The sequence below is a fragment of the Phytopseudomonas daroniae genome, from assembly GCF_004327285.1.
Taxonomy (GTDB): Bacteria; Pseudomonadota; Gammaproteobacteria; order Pseudomonadales; family Pseudomonadaceae; genus Aquipseudomonas; species Aquipseudomonas daroniae.
In genome coordinates, this window is record NZ_QJUI01000004.1 from 151,856 (window position 1) to 167,139 (window position 15,284).

General features: G+C 58.4%; 17 protein-coding genes. 10 read left to right on the forward strand and 7 right to left on the reverse strand.

Going from position 1 to position 15,284, the window contains the following annotated elements:
• Positions 1–20: 20 nt before the first annotated feature.
• The 3 genes from chvE to iolG form a co-directional block, all read right to left on the reverse strand.
• A complete protein-coding gene (chvE, locus tag DNK06_RS05915; protein WP_131179110.1) occupies positions 21–1,091 on the reverse strand; it encodes a multiple monosaccharide ABC transporter substrate-binding protein in 1,071 nt (356 codons plus the stop codon).
• A gap of 98 nt (positions 1,092–1,189) precedes the next feature.
• Positions 1,190–2,275: a Gfo/Idh/MocA family protein gene (locus tag DNK06_RS05920; protein ID WP_131179111.1), complete on the reverse strand. Its 1,086-nt coding sequence runs from the start codon at positions 2,273–2,275 to the stop codon at positions 1,190–1,192.
• A 38-nt stretch (positions 2,276–2,313) separates the two neighbouring features.
• A complete protein-coding gene (gene iolG, locus DNK06_RS05925; protein WP_131179112.1) occupies positions 2,314–3,312 on the reverse strand; it encodes an inositol 2-dehydrogenase in 999 nt (332 codons plus the stop codon).
• A gap of 459 nt (positions 3,313–3,771) precedes the next feature.
• On the opposite strand from iolG, the gene DNK06_RS05930 reads away from it, so the two are divergent.
• The 3 genes from DNK06_RS05930 (at position 3,772) to DNK06_RS05940 (ending at position 6,427) form a co-directional block, all read left to right on the forward strand.
• Positions 3,772–4,686, forward strand: coding sequence for a LysR family transcriptional regulator (locus tag DNK06_RS05930; protein WP_131179113.1), 915 nt, complete (start codon positions 3,772–3,774; stop codon positions 4,684–4,686).
• A gap of 208 nt (positions 4,687–4,894) precedes the next feature.
• The gene (locus tag DNK06_RS05935) at positions 4,895–5,275 is read left to right on the forward strand and encodes a nuclear transport factor 2 family protein (protein WP_131179114.1); all 381 of its coding nucleotides are present in this window, start codon (positions 4,895–4,897) and stop codon (positions 5,273–5,275) included.
• Between the two features lie 87 nt (positions 5,276–5,362).
• A complete protein-coding gene (locus DNK06_RS05940) occupies positions 5,363–6,427 on the forward strand; it encodes a maleylacetate reductase (RefSeq protein ID WP_423228049.1) in 1,065 nt (354 codons plus the stop codon).
• A gap of 340 nt (positions 6,428–6,767) precedes the next feature.
• On the opposite strand, the gene DNK06_RS05945 is transcribed toward DNK06_RS05940, so the two are convergent.
• The 3 genes from DNK06_RS05945 to DNK06_RS05955 all read right to left on the reverse strand — a co-directional run bounded on the left by DNK06_RS05945 (position 6,768) and on the right by DNK06_RS05955 (position 9,396).
• The gene (locus DNK06_RS05945) at positions 6,768–7,655 is read right to left on the reverse strand and encodes a chemotaxis protein CheV (protein ID WP_131179116.1); all 888 of its coding nucleotides are present in this window, start codon (positions 7,653–7,655) and stop codon (positions 6,768–6,770) included.
• Positions 7,656–7,980: 325 nt separating this feature from the next.
• Positions 7,981–8,217, reverse strand: coding sequence for a glutaredoxin family protein (locus DNK06_RS05950; RefSeq protein ID WP_131179117.1), 237 nt, complete (start codon positions 8,215–8,217; stop codon positions 7,981–7,983).
• Between the two features lie 54 nt (positions 8,218–8,271).
• Entirely contained in the window at positions 8,272–9,396 is a 1,125-nt protein-coding gene (locus DNK06_RS05955) for a DUF5610 domain-containing protein (RefSeq protein WP_131179118.1), read from the reverse strand.
• Between the two features lie 557 nt (positions 9,397–9,953).
• Here DNK06_RS05955 and DNK06_RS05960 point away from each other — a divergent pair.
• The 4 genes from DNK06_RS05960 (at position 9,954) to DNK06_RS05975 (ending at position 12,262) form a co-directional block, all read left to right on the forward strand.
• A complete protein-coding gene (locus DNK06_RS05960; RefSeq protein WP_131179119.1) occupies positions 9,954–10,283 on the forward strand; it encodes an ElaB/YgaM/YqjD family protein in 330 nt (109 codons plus the stop codon).
• 12 nt (positions 10,284–10,295) lie between these two features.
• Complete coding sequence (locus DNK06_RS05965; RefSeq protein WP_131179120.1) at positions 10,296–10,682, forward strand: phage holin family protein; 387 nt, start codon at positions 10,296–10,298, stop codon at positions 10,680–10,682.
• Positions 10,679–11,020 carry a hypothetical protein gene (locus DNK06_RS05970; protein ID WP_131179121.1) on the forward strand — a complete coding sequence of 114 codons (342 nt, stop codon included), beginning with the start codon at positions 10,679–10,681 and terminating at the stop codon, positions 11,018–11,020. The genes DNK06_RS05965 and DNK06_RS05970 overlap by 4 nt, the downstream gene beginning before the upstream one ends.
• An 84-nt stretch (positions 11,021–11,104) precedes the next feature.
• Complete coding sequence (locus DNK06_RS05975; protein WP_131179122.1) at positions 11,105–12,262, forward strand: EAL domain-containing protein; 1,158 nt, start codon at positions 11,105–11,107, stop codon at positions 12,260–12,262.
• A gap of 294 nt (positions 12,263–12,556) precedes the next feature.
• Here the strand turns inward: DNK06_RS05975 and DNK06_RS05985 are convergent, their stop codons facing one another.
• Positions 12,557–12,970, reverse strand: coding sequence for a helix-turn-helix domain-containing protein (locus DNK06_RS05985; protein ID WP_131179124.1), 414 nt, complete (start codon positions 12,968–12,970; stop codon positions 12,557–12,559).
• 135 nt (positions 12,971–13,105) lie between these two features.
• Here DNK06_RS05985 and DNK06_RS05990 point away from each other — a divergent pair, with 135 nt between their 5' ends.
• The 3 genes from DNK06_RS05990 (at position 13,106) to DNK06_RS06000 (ending at position 15,284) form a co-directional block, all read left to right on the forward strand.
• Complete coding sequence (locus DNK06_RS05990) at positions 13,106–13,312, forward strand: DNA-binding protein (RefSeq protein ID WP_242674652.1); 207 nt, start codon at positions 13,106–13,108, stop codon at positions 13,310–13,312.
• Positions 13,309–13,566: a LasR-specific antiactivator QslA gene (locus DNK06_RS05995; protein WP_131179125.1), complete on the forward strand. Its 258-nt coding sequence runs from the start codon at positions 13,309–13,311 to the stop codon at positions 13,564–13,566. Before DNK06_RS05990 ends, DNK06_RS05995 begins: the two co-directional genes overlap by 4 nt.
• A 386-nt stretch (positions 13,567–13,952) precedes the next feature.
• Entirely contained in the window at positions 13,953–15,284 is a 1,332-nt protein-coding gene (locus DNK06_RS06000; protein WP_131179126.1) for a deoxyguanosinetriphosphate triphosphohydrolase, read from the forward strand.

Genomic DNA, 15,284 nt, shown 5'->3' on the forward strand with positions numbered 1-15,284 from the left:
CCCCTTCGGAACAGGATTAACTAGCGCAGCTGGTCTTCGCTGTAATACTTGCTTTGATCTATGAGTACTTGCTTCCAGTTTTGCTGATTAACCAGGATGGGAGGCAACAGCTGCGTCGGAACGACCATCACGCCATTGTCGTAGGACTGGGTATCGTTGACGCTCACCTGGGTGCCATTCAACGTGGCATCCATCATCTCGGCTGCCGCTTTGGCGAGGGCGCGGGTGTCTTTAAATACGGTAGAACTCTGGTCGCCGCGAATAATCGCTTTGATCGCAGGAATTTCAGCATCCTGCCCAGTGACAATAGGCATTTTGCTGTTGCCCGAGCCATACCCCACACCGCGGAGAGAAGAGATGACACCGATCGCTAGTTGATCGTTGGCGGTCAACACGGCATCCAGATGATTGTTGCCATAGAACGCGCTCAGCAGGTTATCCATGCGAGCTTGTGCTTGCGAACCTTCCCAGTTTGGCGTAGCGACTTTATCCAGAGTAACCTGGCCACTTCGAACAACCAGTTTTCCGGCGTCGATGTAGGGCTGCAGCACAGACATGCCGCCTGCGTAGAAGACATGGGCATTATTGTCGTCGGTAGAGCCTGCGAAAATCTCAAGATTGAATGGCCCCTTCTCCTGGGCCAGTTCCAACGTGTCTACAATCGACTGCGCCTGGAGTTGACCAACCTTGTAGTTGTCGAAAGTGACGTAATAGCTAAAGTCCTTCGAGTTGCGAATGAAACGGTCATAGGAGATGACCTCGATACCCTGAGACTTCGCCTGTTTCAGAACATCAGACATGGTGGTGCCGTCGATGGGAGCAATGATGAGCCCTTTTACCCCTTTCACCAGCAAGTTCTCGATCTGAGACAACTGGGTAGGCACTTCATACTGGGCATACTGCACATCGGCTTCGTAACCGAGCTCTTTCAGGGCCGCGACCATGCTGCCACCGTCGGTCACCCATCGAGCCTCCGTTTTAGAGGGGAGAGAAATGCCAATAATGCCTTTGGAATCCGATGTTTCTTCAGAGCAACCGGTAACAGCAACTGCAAACAACAGAGACGCCGCAACACTTATCAATTTACGCATTATTTTCACCCTTTAGGAGGTGTCTTATTTTTGTTGAGCGCATGCACTACCCCCCTATTTCAAGGGGCAGTACATCGCACTTTGGTTACCAGGCTTAGTTAGCCTAACTTCACTTCCTGACCATCATTACCGGCAGACTCGAACAGAGCCTTCAGCAGGATATTGATGTTGTGAGCTTGAGTAGCTGGAACTTGAGATGGCGCCCCAGTACGCAGCGCGTTGACGAAAGCGAACGCCTCACGATCGAAATAGATCGGGTTCCCGATTTCGGCAATTTCTGGGGAATAAACCGTTTTCCTCACTGCCCAAATTTCTGGAAAACTGGTTTCGTTCCAGTGCGTCCAACCTTGAGCGTGACCATTTTTACCGTCGTGGTAGAGCTTGTAGGAGGCCGGCATCGGAGTGGAATGCATTACACCGTGGGTGCCATACGCGGTGATGTCCCAGCTCTCTGTCCATGGCATGGGATCCCACGACATGAAATCGATGGTGACCATCTTGTCGTCGTAATTGAGCACTGCGGCGGCGGCATCTTCACGAGCACTCTCGCTCATCTGCCCTGCGAATTTGCTGATACGTGCGTTGACGGAATTGGGTATACCGAAATGCAGCAGAATGCGATCGATGGTATGACAGCCGATCACATAGAAGGCCCCGCCCAGGTCACCAGGCTGCTTCATATGGTTGGTATCGGCCTCATCATGAGAGCATCCAGCATGGGCGCGTACCTGAAGCACCTTGCCAATTTCACCGCTCTGCAGCACCTGCTGCATCTTCTCTACAGAAGGTGCGAATCGCCAGCAATAACCAACCTGGAAGAGTCCACCCGTGCGCTCAACCGCTTCAACAATCCGCTGAGTATCCGCGATGCCACGGCCAGCCGGCTTTTCACAAAGCACCGCCTTCCCTGCCTCAAGGGCTTCGATCGCCCAGTCAGCCATCAGATAGCTTTTCGGGTGTACCAGAACGATGTGAACGTTCGGATCAGCAAGGATCTCTTCTTTCGTACGAGCCTCTAGACCAAGCGCATTAACAAAGGGCTGCAGCAACGGGCTATCGTCATAGGCGCCATGGAAACGGACATTCTCCATGCGCTGAAAGGCTTTCACGCGCCCAGATGTATGCGGGTGTGTAATACCTAGGCAAGCGACACCCAATACGGTCTCGGTAACTTGATGGGACATGCTTATCTCCTTCTCTTGTCATCTCAGGCGAGCAGAGATTACTCGACGATTACCGCACGGCCGGTACGGGCCGACTCAACAGCGCATTCGGCCAGGCGCAATGCCTTCAAGCCATCCTGAACACCTGTCGGCAGTGGTTTGCTCTCGACCAACGCGTCGACGAATGCGTCGAGTTCGGACTTGTACGCTTGCTGGTAGCGCTCAAGAAAGAAATTCAGCAGCGGCTCGCGTGCATCGGTAGAGGCTTCAGTCCAACGACGAATCGTCGTGGGGCGCAGGTTGTCCTGAAGGAGCATGCCTTTGGAACCAAAAACCTCGACACGCTGATCGTAACCGTAGACGGTTGCCCGGCAGTTATTGATGTGGCACTGCTTCCCGGTCGCCGTTTTCATCTGCAGCATGACGGTGTCGTAGTCGTCATACTTTTCCATCAACTTCGGATCGACCAGGCGGCTGCCGACAGCGCTCAGCTCCACTGGCTCTTCGCCGAGCAACCAGCGACCGATATCCAGGTCGTGGATGGTCATATCGCGAAAGATGCCGCCCGAGTGTTCTATGTAGTCTTCAGGAGCAAGCCCTGGATCACGGCTAGTGATGATGACTTGGCGAACGTCACCAATTTCTCCGGCAACAATCGCCTCACGCATTGCCGCGAAGGTGCTTTCAAAGCGGCGGTTGAACGCCAGCATGACGCGACCTTTCAGGCGCTCCACTTCTTCAACGGCAGCCAGGCTCTTGGCCATATCGAGATCGATTGGCTTTTCACAAAGAACCGCTTTGCCCTGACGAACAGCGCGCAGCATCAGCCCGATATGCGTGTGGGTAGGCGTGCCGATAACGACAGCCTGAACATCGTTGCGGTCGATCGCCGCTTCGCAATCGGTCATGGCGTCAGCGCCCAGCGCCCCTGCAAGGCTCTGAGCGGCAGATGCGTACGGATCAGCAACCGCGATCAATTTCGCGTGCTTGTTACCAGCTACGTTAGTGGCATGGATTTTACCGATGCGACCTGCACCGAGAACCGCGATACCAACCATGTCGATCTCCTATTTCACTTCAGGTTTTGTTTGTAGCCGAACCGCGATTTACGTAGTCCAGCTTGAAAATTCGGCGCCTCAACGAGCACGATTTACAGCCATGAGCCAGGCTCGATCAGCGCTCGTGGCGGAGAATTTCGTGCAAAAGGGACGGGACTAGATGATCTGCAGGCCCTGCTCCTTCAGCAGAAACGGGCGTCTGGTACAGATAAGGTGGGAATGACTGCGGTACGGCCTTCTGAAACAGCGCAAGCGTGTTTCGGGCGAAGCCACGAAGGCAAAAGCCGTATTGCCACGCATGGGAAGCATGGGAGTTGGACTGTTCAACTTTTGAGCAAGGAGTCATGACTCCCTCCGCATTTGTTTTTATTTGTGGAGTGAGCCGAGTCTAGTTTCTCTTCTTTCACGAAAAAACACGTATATTCGGGATACACCTTCCCATTTTTCAGGAAAATGACAATGGATCCGTTTCGGGAGATGGAGCTGTTTGTACAGGTTGCGGATTCCGGCAGCATCAGCAAAGCCGCCGAACAGTTGGGCCTGTCGGTATCAGCTGCAAGCCGCTACCTGATAGCTCTGGAAACGCGGCTCGGGGTACGGCTGGTACAGCGGACAACGAGGCAGCTGTCGTTGACCGAAATCGGCGCTGAGTTTTACAGGCGCAGTAAGTCGGTACTTGCCGATATGCGTGAAGCCGAGGACGTAGCTCGCGACGCAGTGGTGAAACCGAGTGGCGTACTCCGAGTCACCGCCTCGCTGTCATTCTGCCTACTTCATATTGAGCCGCTGCTTCCTGAGTTTACCCGCCAACACCCGGAGATCAGCCTCGACATCGTCGCAGCCAACAGATACCTGGACGTGATGGAAAACAATGTCGATGTGGCGATTCGCACACGGCAATTCGAAGCCGATAACAGCCTGACGATCCGCCGACTGGCCGAGACCCGTCGCGTTCTGGCCGCATCCCCTTCCTACTTGAAGCGGTACGGAACACCCTCGGTACCGATGGATCTCACCAAGCACAAGATGCTGATCTACGACTACGCGGTAAACCCTACCGAATTGCCCTTCACTCGCAAAAACGAATCTGTCGTCGTCCGAGTTCCCCCGCTCATTTCAACGAATGATGGGCAGATTCTCGTGAGGTCGGCTCTCGACGACATGGGCATCCTTGTACAGCCCAAATACATCGTGCATGACAGCATCCTTCGCGGAGAGCTGGTGCCAGTGCTAGATGATTGGGATCTGCCACGCCTCACCATGAACATAGCCTTCCAAACGCGGCGCCATATGCCGGCAAAAGTTCGGCTCTTCATCGATGCGCTAGTGAAGCGCTTCCGTGACAACAACTACGAAAAACTCTGGACGCAGTAGCTGTCACTCAGTAGGTGTGGCAGAGGTAGCGAAATTGCCTGGGTGGCAAAGCATTTTTTCACAATAGAAATAAAGTTTTCCAGAAACGATATTTTATATCCGCAAACGTAACTATAGGCTCAGCTTCATGGGTTAGGTGCACCTAACCCATTCAGGTGTGGCCTCCCCCCATTCAGGCCTCTCCTTCGATAAGAACAAGAGGCGCCTGATGAATAGCATCAATGAAACGGAGACGCTGATTCGGTCATTAGAGGAGCAACGCTACTCCTCTATGGTGCTCGGCGACTTCGACACATTTTTCAGACTTGCCCATCCCGGGCTGACCTATACCCACTCGAACGGCTTGATCGATACGCGTGACAGCTACCTGAATAAATGCCGCGAGGGGTACTACATCTATCACCACATTGAGAGCCCCATCCACTCTGTTCAGATTCTTGGAGAGACGGCACTGGTCTTCGGCGAAATGAATGGTGAGATCACTTCGGGTGGCGTGCACAAGACACTGCGTAATCACACGCTGGCGGTCTGGTGCCTTCATAACGGGGAATGGCGACTGATCGCCTACCAGCCCACACCCGTCAAATAACCCTTAGCGGCGCCCCCTTCGAGCGGGCGCCAGCTCTCAGCAACCGTTGCCACTGGCTACCTAGACCAACAGGAATGCACCGTGACTATTTCAAACTTCACCTACACCGGCCTCCCTTCGCGCGTTATTTTCGGCAAAGGTTCCCTCTCGCAACTGGAAGCCGAGATCGATCGACTTGGCTCTCGCCGCGCACTCGTATTGTCGACGCCGGAGCAGCGGGATCAGGCAGAGCAGATCGCTTCGATTTTGGGTGAGCGCGCGGCCGGCATCTTCGATAAAGCCGTCATGCACGTACCCATCGAAACCGCGCGTGAAGCGCGCGAAGTAGCCAATAAGCTTGGGGCTGATTGCGCCGTCGCGATTGGTGGCGGCTCCACGACTGGCTTAGGTAAGGCCATCGCACTGGATTCGGGCCTGCCGATCCTGGCGATCCCTACCACCTATGCTGGCTCCGAAATGACACCCGTTTATGGACTGACTGAGAATGGCCTGAAAAAAACAGGCAAGGATCCCCGCGTTCTGCCCAAAACGGTCATCTACGATCCAGAGCTCTCCAAAACCCTGCCCGTTGGAATGTCAGTTACCAGCGGCATGAATGCCATCGCACACGCGGCAGAAGGTCTTTATGCCCAGGACGGCAACCCTGTCATGGCTTTGATCGCTGAAGAAGGGATCCGAGCGATGGCCGAAGGTCTGGGCCGAGTAACTCAGAAAGCCGATGACCTGGATGCTCGTTCCGACTGTCTTTATGGCGCCTGGCTCTGCAGCACCGTATTGGGGAACGTTGGGATGGCGCTTCATCACAAGCTTTGCCATACCCTAGGCGGCAGCTTCAATTTGCCCCATGCCCAAACACATACCGTCGTCTTGCCGCACGCCATTGCATACAACGCCGGCGCGGTGCCCGACGCAGCAGCCCGTATTATCCGAGCTCTCGGAGGCGACCATGACTCTGCAGGTGGCGCCCTCTACGACCTGGCCAAGTCCCTCGGTGCACCGCTGACGCTGCGCGAGCTGGGGCTTACCGAAGCGGATCTGGATCGGGCGACAGATATCGCTCTTTCCAACCCCTACTGGAATCCTCGTCCGATTGAGCAAAAGGCAATTCGAGAGCTACTTCAAAATGCCTGGGAGGGTAACCGACCGTCGTAACTTGATCTGCGTCCTGGCTGACACCTTCCTGGTGTCAGCCAGGACGTCACCCATAGACTCATGGGCCGGCTCACCTCAACCGACCTTTCGCCAATACCTGAGTTCGAGCAAATCGCTTCAAGCAACCGCAGTCCAGCTCAACAGGTCGCCGGACAAGCATATCCCGATGAGCGATCTAGATGCCCGCTCCATGATGAGTGTTTTTACACACTCAAGCGAAGCGGACGCTCGTAGATAAGGATGGGGCGGGCCGCGCAGATTGGCGCGAAGCGATACCGAGCGAAAAGACCGCAGCAGAACCATGATTCTGCTCTTCAACGCCTGCCAGGTAACGCCCCATTCACTCACCAAGACGCTGAAACGCCCGCACCATGGCCTTGCTCAGATCCACGGTGGAGAACTTGGTGAGTACGTCGTTGGCACCGACTGCGCGGGCCTTTTCCGTGTTCATGGTGCTGTCCAGGGAGGTGTGCAGCAGCACGTAGGTCTCTCCGAGCACGGCATCCTTGCGGATCTGCTGCACCAGGGTATAGCCATCCATTTCCGGCATCTCGATATCCGAGACCAGCACCTCGATTGGCTGCCCCTCCTGCTGTGCAGTCTGCAACAACGCCAACGCGCTGGCAGCGCTGCGCACCGCCTTGCAGTCCAGGTCGAGCTTGCGCAGGGTGATCAGGGTTTGCTGCAGGGCTACCTGAGAATCGTCGACGACCAGCACTCGGCGCCCTTGCAAGAGTTGTCGTTCGGCGGGGGTGAGCAACTGCTCGTCCACATCCTCGACGGGAGCTGGCGCGATCTCATGCAGCACTTTTTCGATATCGAGAATCTGCACGATAGTGCCGTCGATCTGCGTCACTCCAGTGATGAACGCGCGCGCACCTGCACCTGCAGGCGGCGGACGCACATCGCGAGTCGAGCACTGCACGATGCGCTCGACGTTTTGTACGTGCAGCCCCTGGCGCGAACGGCTGAGCTCGGTAACGATCAGGCAGCCGTCCTGACTATCACCACCGCCGCGCTCACCAATCGCCCGAGCCAGGTCGATGACCGTCAGCGCCGAGCCACGCAAGGTCGCCACGCCGCGCACATGGGGATGTCGGCTGGGCATCTTGGTCAGCGGTGGGCAGGGAATGATCTCGTTGACCTTGAGCAGATTGATGCCCAGCAAACGGCCACTGTGCAAACGAAACAACAGCAGCGATAACGCATCGCCCAGCACCACACTCATGGATATCACTCCCCTGCAATTTAATAAGTAAAACCTGGCCCGGCTCTAAGAGCCTGTTCACGATCTTTGTGCACTTGGCAAACAGGAACCCGTACCCCTATAGATCGGCGGCAATGTGGCGCAAGCGGTCGTTCGTAGGGTGGACGACGCTTCACCTGCGCGGCCCGATCCGTCCACCAACCTAACGATCGCAATGGTGGATGAAAAGAGCGTCAGCTACGCGCCCCGATCCACCCTACGTCCGCTCCCGCTTTTCTGCTGTCATTGCTCGAGAGATCGTGAACAGGCTCTAAGGCGCCGGGCTCATCGTTGTTCAGGCAATCGATCAGCCGAGAAAGGTGGCGACTTGCTGCGCATCGAACGGCCATGGCAGCTCTGCCCCCGTATCGGTGCGCAATAACACGGGAATCAGCAGCGCATAACGCTCCAGGCTCTCCTCACGTTCAGCGATATCCACCAGTTCCACCAACAGCCCGTGCTCGACGAAAGGCATCAACACCGCCTCGGCGTATTCACACAGATGACAGCCGAGGGTTCCCAGCAGTTGGCATTCAGGGAGCATGCGTCAGCCTCCACAGTCGATAAAGGCAGCAGTCTAGCACCTCGGCCCACGCACTCAGGCGCTCGCCGCCCCCTCATCCGCTTTCGAGGTAAGCGTGGAAGCCAGCAGCCCCTGCAGGCCATCGAGCAGACGAGCGTTGAGTTGTTCGGCCTTGTCCAGCCGTGCGCTATCGAAACGCTCGTCCAGCGAGAAACCGCCCTTGAGCAGATCCTGCAGCAGACCCTTGCCGTCGCTGACCCATTCATTGGCATTGCGCAGGGCATCGAGCAGGCCCTGGGCGTACTCGGTCAGCGCGCCATTGACCGCGCTGGCCGGCTGCCCCCCCTGACTGGCAACCGAACCATAGGTGTCAGTGGCCTGGCGCACACTGGTCTGGGTGAGGCGCAAGGACATGGAAGCCAGTTGCGAGCCATCCATCTCGAGCGACATGGCCCGATCGAACGCACCTGCCGTGTCCCCGGAGTAGAAGGCACTGGAGAGATCCTGCACCTGGGTGAAGAGCTTCTCCAGCGCGGCCTTCTCGGCATCGTCCAGGTCACCCTGAACTTCAACCTGCCAGCCAGCGATCAACAGGCTACCGGACTGGCTGCCCGAGCCTTCGGTACGCGACCAGGCGGCCGACGCCTGAGCGATCGACACGCGCAAGCGGTCACCGTCACGCGTGGTGATATCCAGTTCGAAGCTTTCTGCTACCGCCACAAAACGGTCACTCGAGGTAGCGACAGCACCTGCGCTGCCGCCAGCGGCAGGCGTGGTGGCGTACTGTTTGTCGAGGCCAGCGAAGCCTTGCTGGATGCGCTGGAAGGTGTCGTCTATGTCACTGGCGACCTTGTCCTTGAGCAGGCCCATGCCGTCGAGAATCTTGCGGGCCTCGCCGAAGCCCTTCTCCACACCCGAACGCGCCTGCTGCAGCAGGTTCTGCAATTTTTCCGGATCGGCGCCGGAGGCCGCTTCGCGCTTCAGGCGCTGCTCGATAAAGCCGAGTACCCGCTCCGCCACCTTCTCCGGAGAAAAGTCATCCTGCTTGGCGGTCAGCGAACCAGCGGGCAGCCCCAGGCGCTCGGCGAGCCGGTTGGACAGCGCGACCTGGGCGTCGGCCGCATTGCGAATGGTGGTCTGGCCAGCGATTTGTGGCGAGCGGCCTGTCGTCGAAGTCGACAGCGGATGGGAAACAGTCATGGCAAGTCACCGAAACGGAGCATGTCCAGAGTTAACGGCAGCTTCCGATAAAAGTTTAGGGTCGCCATGCAGCACTAACGAACCGGCGTACCGTGCCCATTTCGAGAAAGCCGAAGCCGGTAATCAGGATGAACAGCGTGTTGGTTGGAGCCGTGAATCGGCGCTTGCACGGGCACTGTCAAGGTTAGCATCGAAGCAGAGACCCACAGCAAAAGGCACCATAAAAGAACATGGCCATACCAAAATGAACCATTAAGGCGCATAAATAACCACTTCAACTCGGCCTTATCCCGACCCTGGCGCCACAGTGGTGCTTTTAAATATCGCTTAATCGATACTTATTTTTAATTATCAATAGGTTAATAACGCACCAGACAATTCCTCCCCTGCGCACCAGGCATCATAAACACGCATTTCCGTACGAACCTATCACGCCAGCGCAACCGTTATGCCTCTCTCGACGCCCCCGGTCCGAGCGATTCGCAGATAGAGTGAACCAGGCCAATCAGCTGCCACTCGAACCCCTTACACCGCATCCATCTACAGGAGAACGATCCATGGCCCGCCCCCTTCCCTCGCGTCCTGCTACACCCGCCAATAAAGAAGAGCTACTTGAAGAGTTCCAAGCCCTGGTGCGCGACACCGAAACCCTGCTGCAGCATTCGGCCAGCCTGGTCGGCGACCAGGCCGAAGAGCTGCGCGCACAGATTCGTGACAGCCTCGGCCGCGCGCGCTCCACCCTGAAGAACACCGAAGAGTCCGTTGTTCTGCGTGGCAAGGCTGCAGTCGGCGCTACCGAAGACTACGTGCAGACGCACCCGTGGCAGACCATCGGCATCGCTGCCGGCATTGGTATACTGATCGGCATGCTCATTAGCCGACGTTGATCAGGACAGCACATGGATGACAGCCAGACAGCACCACCTCCCAGCCGCGGCCCTTCGCCGCGGCGCCTGGCCGGCGCCCTGCTCGGGCTGGTTCATGGCCATGTGGCGTTGTTCAGTGAAGAGATTCGGGAACAGCAGGCGCGCACCATAACCCTGCTGATCCTGACTGGCTTGAGTGTATTGTTCGGACTGCTGCTGATCGTCGGCCTCTCTGCCGCCCTGCTGATCGCCTTCTGGGACAACCATCGCATTCTGGTTATCTCCCTGCTCTGCCTGTTTTACGGGGCGGGACTGCTGGTCTGCGCTGCAACCCTGATACAGCGCATGCGTAACGCTCCCGCGCCTTTCAGCGCCAGCCTCGAAGAGCTGGCCCGCGACCGGGAGCAACTGCTGCCATGAGCCGTCCCACCTCGAAGACCTCCACGCAGGAATTGCGTAAAACCATGCTGCGCCTGCGCCTGGAAATGCACCGCCAGGAAATTCGCCACGAAACCATGGTCATGCTGCAGCCGCTGCACAAAGCCAAGGATTTCGGCCGCCACTGGCGCCAGGAACTGAAAGACAGCAACGCACCCATCTGGATCACCGGCGGTGCCTTCGTGTTGACAGTGCTGGGTATGCGCGGCGGCCAGTGGCGTCGCTGGCTGCGCATGGCATTGGTCGCCTTTCCGATCCTCAGAAAACGCAACTCGCGCAGCAAAGGCGAAACGCCATCATCCGAGCCAGGCGAGACCTGATGCTGGCTACATTCTTGCTAGACGGAACGACTACAAGCCGGATATCTCCCCGGCATTACCGTTCTCTTACTAAGGATGTGTTCGGTGCTCGACGGTCAACCGCTCGCCGTCTTCCAACCTTTTATCGATACGGCCACCGGCCAGATCGCCGGTGTCGAGGCACTGGCTCGTCTGCGCGATGCGCAAGGTCGCCTGCACTCGGCAGGGCCGCTGTTCGCTGATCCGAAAACCCCGCCAACTGCGCTGCGCCGACTTGATCGGGAAGTCCGCGAACAGGCACTGATGCGTTTTCATGACGCCCCACCGCAATGGTTCCTGAGCCTGAATATCTCGCCACGCTGGATCAGTCGCTTGCGCCCCGAGCAGGCGCTGCCAAGCCTCAGGCAACTCGAGCGCAGCGGTATCGATCCCAGGCGGGTGGTTTTCGAGATCACCGAACTGGGCGGGGCAAGCCTGCGCCTGCCCGGCGTGGTAGCCCGCTACCGGGAAGCTGGCGCACGCATCGCCATCGATGACTTCGGCGCCGGCTATTCACAACTCGATCGCGTGCTGGCCCTGCAACCCGACATCCTCAAACTGGATATGCGCCTGTTCCAGGAAGCCGCTCGTGGCGGCCCCAGCGGTGAAGTGGTCAAGGCCCTGGCAATGATGGCTGAGAAGACCGGCTGCTGGATCATCGCCGAGGGCGTGGAAACCAATGCCGAACTGAATTTCGCCCTCGAGTGCGGAGCCCGCTATGTGCAAGGCTATCTGTTTGCGCAGCCGGAACTCGAGTTCTTCCAGAACGATGCCTTCGTCAAACGCTTCGCCAGCCTGCGCGACCAGTATGTGCAGCAGAAACTGACCGAGCGAGCCCGCCTGATGGGCTTGCGCCGACAACTCGCCGAGCTGTTCGCACAATTTAAAGACAACCTGGAAAGCGGCTTGGCAGCGCTTGCGGCACCCACTGCCTACCCCTGGTTGCTACGCCTGTACCAGTGCGACCAGCGCGGCACGCAGATCACCCCCAATCTGGAATGGCGTGACGGCGCGTGGCAGGCCGATCCCCGTTACCTCGGTCATAACTGGTCATGGCGCCCGTATTTCTATCAGTTGCTGGCCGAAGGCTGGGAAGAGCGCCGCCTGATCCTTTCCAGCACCTACCGCGACGCCACCAGTAACCAGTACTGCCTGACCGCCGGGCAGTTCATCGACAATGGCACGCGCCTGCTACTGGTCGATATCGACGCTCACTGGCTGTAACCAGCCACTCCATCAGGATGCGGCCTAGGGCCTGTTAACACTGCCGCACGACCGCGCCGGAGCCCGTTTTGCCGCGAGGCAAGGCACGAGCCGCGAAGTTTAGCTGGCTAAATGAGCCGGCGAGAAACGCAGTATCGCGGCAAAACGGGCCCGGCCCTACGGGTTGCGCGAAAAATCTCGCCATGCGTCGTTGGAGGACTTGGCAAGGGAACAACCATTCCCTGCGTCCTCCGCCTAGCCTGGCGAGATTTTGCGCAGCAACGCGGCTTGCGCGGTAGCGTTAACAGGCCCTAGTCACTGCGGGTCGGGATCCGAGGCTGCCGCATTGGCCTGCCGGTCGATCTCCAGCAGAACATCACGGTGACGTTGCTGCCATTGTTGCAAGTCCATGCCACTGCCTTCCAGGAGTTCGGGATTGTGCTGCACGAGGTAGACAGCGGCCTTCTGCGCGGAATCCGCCACCTTGAATTTCAGCGAGACGGAGTCGATCGGCCCTTCATATGAGATCCAGCGACTGAAGTCTTCGAACTGGCTACAGACCCGCTGGAAGTCCTCGTCATGCATGCGCTGCCAGCCGTTCTCGATATTTTCGACACGCTTGGGCGGCATACCGACGATTTCGGCGAAAGCCTTGCGACTCAACCCCATCAATTCACGCAGCCCGCGCATGCGCTCGCCAGCCGTGAACAGAAAGCGCTTATTGGACATGGCTCAACTCTCATCAAGCGTCACGCGCTCAAACGCATTGACATACTAATATTTAGTGATTAACACTACCCGCAGCCTTGATCGTCCAGCGGATGATTCTACGGAGCCGTCCATGTTGCAGGAAGCAGAATCAAAGTGGAAGAACTCGACCTCTCTCCCCTGCTCGACTCGCCTCGCTACGTCACCCCCGGCCGCCTTGCCGAACTGATCGGCCTGGCTGAATACCCGGAGCGCGTGCAGGCCTGGATAGACGACGGGACGCTGCCAGTGATACGGCTCGCCGGTCATGTGCTCGTCGACCTGCAGAAACTCAGATCACTCGCAGGCAAGGAGCGCCCATGAACAACCGTCTGGCCAGTATCCCATCGTTCGGTAGCCAATCGGCGATCGTCCTGGACTGCCCGCTGGCGTTGCAGCCGATCGTCGATGAGGGCATGCGCGATGCCGACGACTGGTGCAACGATCCCCATTCCCGCCAGCTATGGCGCCAGTTGGCCTACTCCAGAGCCCTGTACGACCCTGACGGTGCCCGCCAGGCCTTCGAAATGGGCTATCTCAATCGCCTGCAGCAGCGCCTGCGGGATCTGCAGCAATAACAGCCTTGCAGTTGCCGCGTCGAACAGGGAAGCTAGGGTCTGTTGACGTTTCAGCGCAAGCCGCGTTGCCGCGAGAAATCTCGCCAGGCTAGGCGGAGGACGCAGGGAATGGCATTCCCTTTTCAAGTCCTCCAACGACGCATGGCGAGATTTCCCGCGCAACCCGCAGGGCCGGGCTCGTTTTGCCGCGATACTGCGTTTCTCGCCGGCTCATTTAGCCAGCTAAACTTCGCGGCTCGTGCCTTGCCTCGCGGCAAAACGGGCTCCGGCGCGGTCGTGCTGAAACGTCAACAGACCCTATGGCCAAACGCGTGCCGGTCGCCGATGAGTGCCCGCGCAGGCCCGCCCAACGAGACGCATCGCCGTCGCCGGCAAAGGAACCCCGCTTGGACTGGCAAACCCTGCTCACCCGTGAACGTCTCGGCAAACCGTCGTCCAGCGCCGATGAACTGGGCCGCAGCCCGTTCCACAAGGATCATGACCGGATCATCTTCTCCGGTGCCTTCCGCCGCCTGGGCCGCAAGACCCAGGTGCACCCGGTATCCAGCAACGATCATATCCACACGCGCCTGACCCACTCGCTGGAAGTCAGCTGCGTCGGCCGCTCCCTGGGCATGCGCGTCGGCGAGATGCTGCGCGGCGAACTGCCAGCCTGGTGCGAGCCGAGCGACCTGGGCATGGTGGTGCAGTCGTCCTGCCTGGCTCACGACATTGGCAATCCGCCATTCGGTCATTCCGGTGAAGACGCCATTCGCCACTGGTTTCAGCAAGCGGCCGGGCGTGGTTGGCTGGACGCCATGAGCGATGCCGAACGCGGCGACTTCCTCAGCTTCGAGGGCAACGCCCAGGGTTTTCGTGTGCTCACCCAACTGGAGTACCACCAGTTCGATGGCGGCACGCGGCTGACCTACGCGACCCTCGGCGCCTACCTCAAGTACCCCTGGACTTCCCGCCATGCGGAAGCCCTGGGCTACAAGAAGCACAAGTTCGGTTGCTACCAGAGCGAGCTGCCACTGCTCGAACAGATCGCCAGCAAGCTCGGCCTGCCGCAACTCGAAGAACAGCGTTGGGCGCGTCATCCACTGGTTTATCTGATGGAGGCGGCAGACGACATCTGCTACGGGCTGATCGACCTGGAAGACGGCCTGGAAATGGAGTTGCTCGACTACGCCGAAGTGGAGTCGCTGCTACTCGATCTGGTCGGCGACGATCTGCCGGAAACCTACCGTCAACTGGGCCCCAACGATTCGCGCCGACGCAAACTGGCGATCCTGCGCGGCAAGGCCATCGAGCACCTGACCAACTCCGCCGCTCACGCCTTCGTCGAGCAGCAGTCCGCACTGCTGGCGGGCACCCTGGAAGGCGATCTGGTCGAGCACATGCACGGCCCGGCCAAGGACTGCGTACAGGCCGCCAAGGCGATGGCCCGGGAAAAGATCTTCCAGGACAAGCGCAAGACCCTCCACGAGATCGGCGCCTACACCACTCTGGAGATTCTGCTGAATGCTTTCTGCGGTGCGGCGCTGGAACAGCATGGCGGACGCACGCCTTCGTTCAAGAACCGCCGTATTCTCGACCTGCTTGGCCCCAACGCGCCCGACCCGAACTGGCCGCTGTACCGTTCCTTCCTGCGGATGATCGATTTCATCGCCGGCATGACCGATAGCTACGCCACCGAAATGGCCCGCGAAATGACCGGTCGCTCGAGCCCGGTCTGA

Excerpts from the sequence above, each read along its gene's own strand:
- DNK06_RS05945 (WP_131179116.1), bottom strand. The coding sequence starts at position 7,655 with ATGAGTGTGGTGCTGGGCGATGCGTTATCGCTGCTGTTGTTTCGTTTG.
- DNK06_RS05950 (WP_131179117.1), bottom strand. The coding sequence starts at position 8,217 with ATGCTCCCTGAATGCCAACTGCTGGGAACCCTCGGCTGTCATCTGTGT.
- iolG (WP_131179112.1), bottom strand. The coding sequence starts at position 3,312 with ATGGTTGGTATCGCGGTTCTCGGTGCAGGTCGCATCGGTAAAATCCAT.
- chvE (WP_131179110.1), bottom strand. The coding sequence starts at position 1,091 with ATGCGTAAATTGATAAGTGTTGCGGCGTCTCTGTTGTTTGCAGTTGCT.
- DNK06_RS05960 (WP_131179119.1), top strand. The coding sequence starts at position 9,954 with ATGGCCCGCCCCCTTCCCTCGCGTCCTGCTACACCCGCCAATAAAGAA.
- DNK06_RS05985 (WP_131179124.1), bottom strand. The coding sequence starts at position 12,970 with ATGTCCAATAAGCGCTTTCTGTTCACGGCTGGCGAGCGCATGCGCGGG.
- DNK06_RS05920 (WP_131179111.1), bottom strand. The coding sequence starts at position 2,275 with ATGTCCCATCAAGTTACCGAGACCGTATTGGGTGTCGCTTGCCTAGGT.
- DNK06_RS05995 (WP_131179125.1), top strand. The coding sequence starts at position 13,309 with ATGAACAACCGTCTGGCCAGTATCCCATCGTTCGGTAGCCAATCGGCG.
- DNK06_RS05930 (WP_131179113.1), top strand. The coding sequence starts at position 3,772 with ATGGATCCGTTTCGGGAGATGGAGCTGTTTGTACAGGTTGCGGATTCC.
- DNK06_RS05955 (WP_131179118.1), bottom strand. The coding sequence starts at position 9,396 with ATGACTGTTTCCCATCCGCTGTCGACTTCGACGACAGGCCGCTCGCCA.
- DNK06_RS05965 (WP_131179120.1), top strand. The coding sequence starts at position 10,296 with ATGGATGACAGCCAGACAGCACCACCTCCCAGCCGCGGCCCTTCGCCG.
- DNK06_RS05970 (WP_131179121.1), top strand. The coding sequence starts at position 10,679 with ATGAGCCGTCCCACCTCGAAGACCTCCACGCAGGAATTGCGTAAAACC.
- DNK06_RS05935 (WP_131179114.1), top strand. The coding sequence starts at position 4,895 with ATGAATAGCATCAATGAAACGGAGACGCTGATTCGGTCATTAGAGGAG.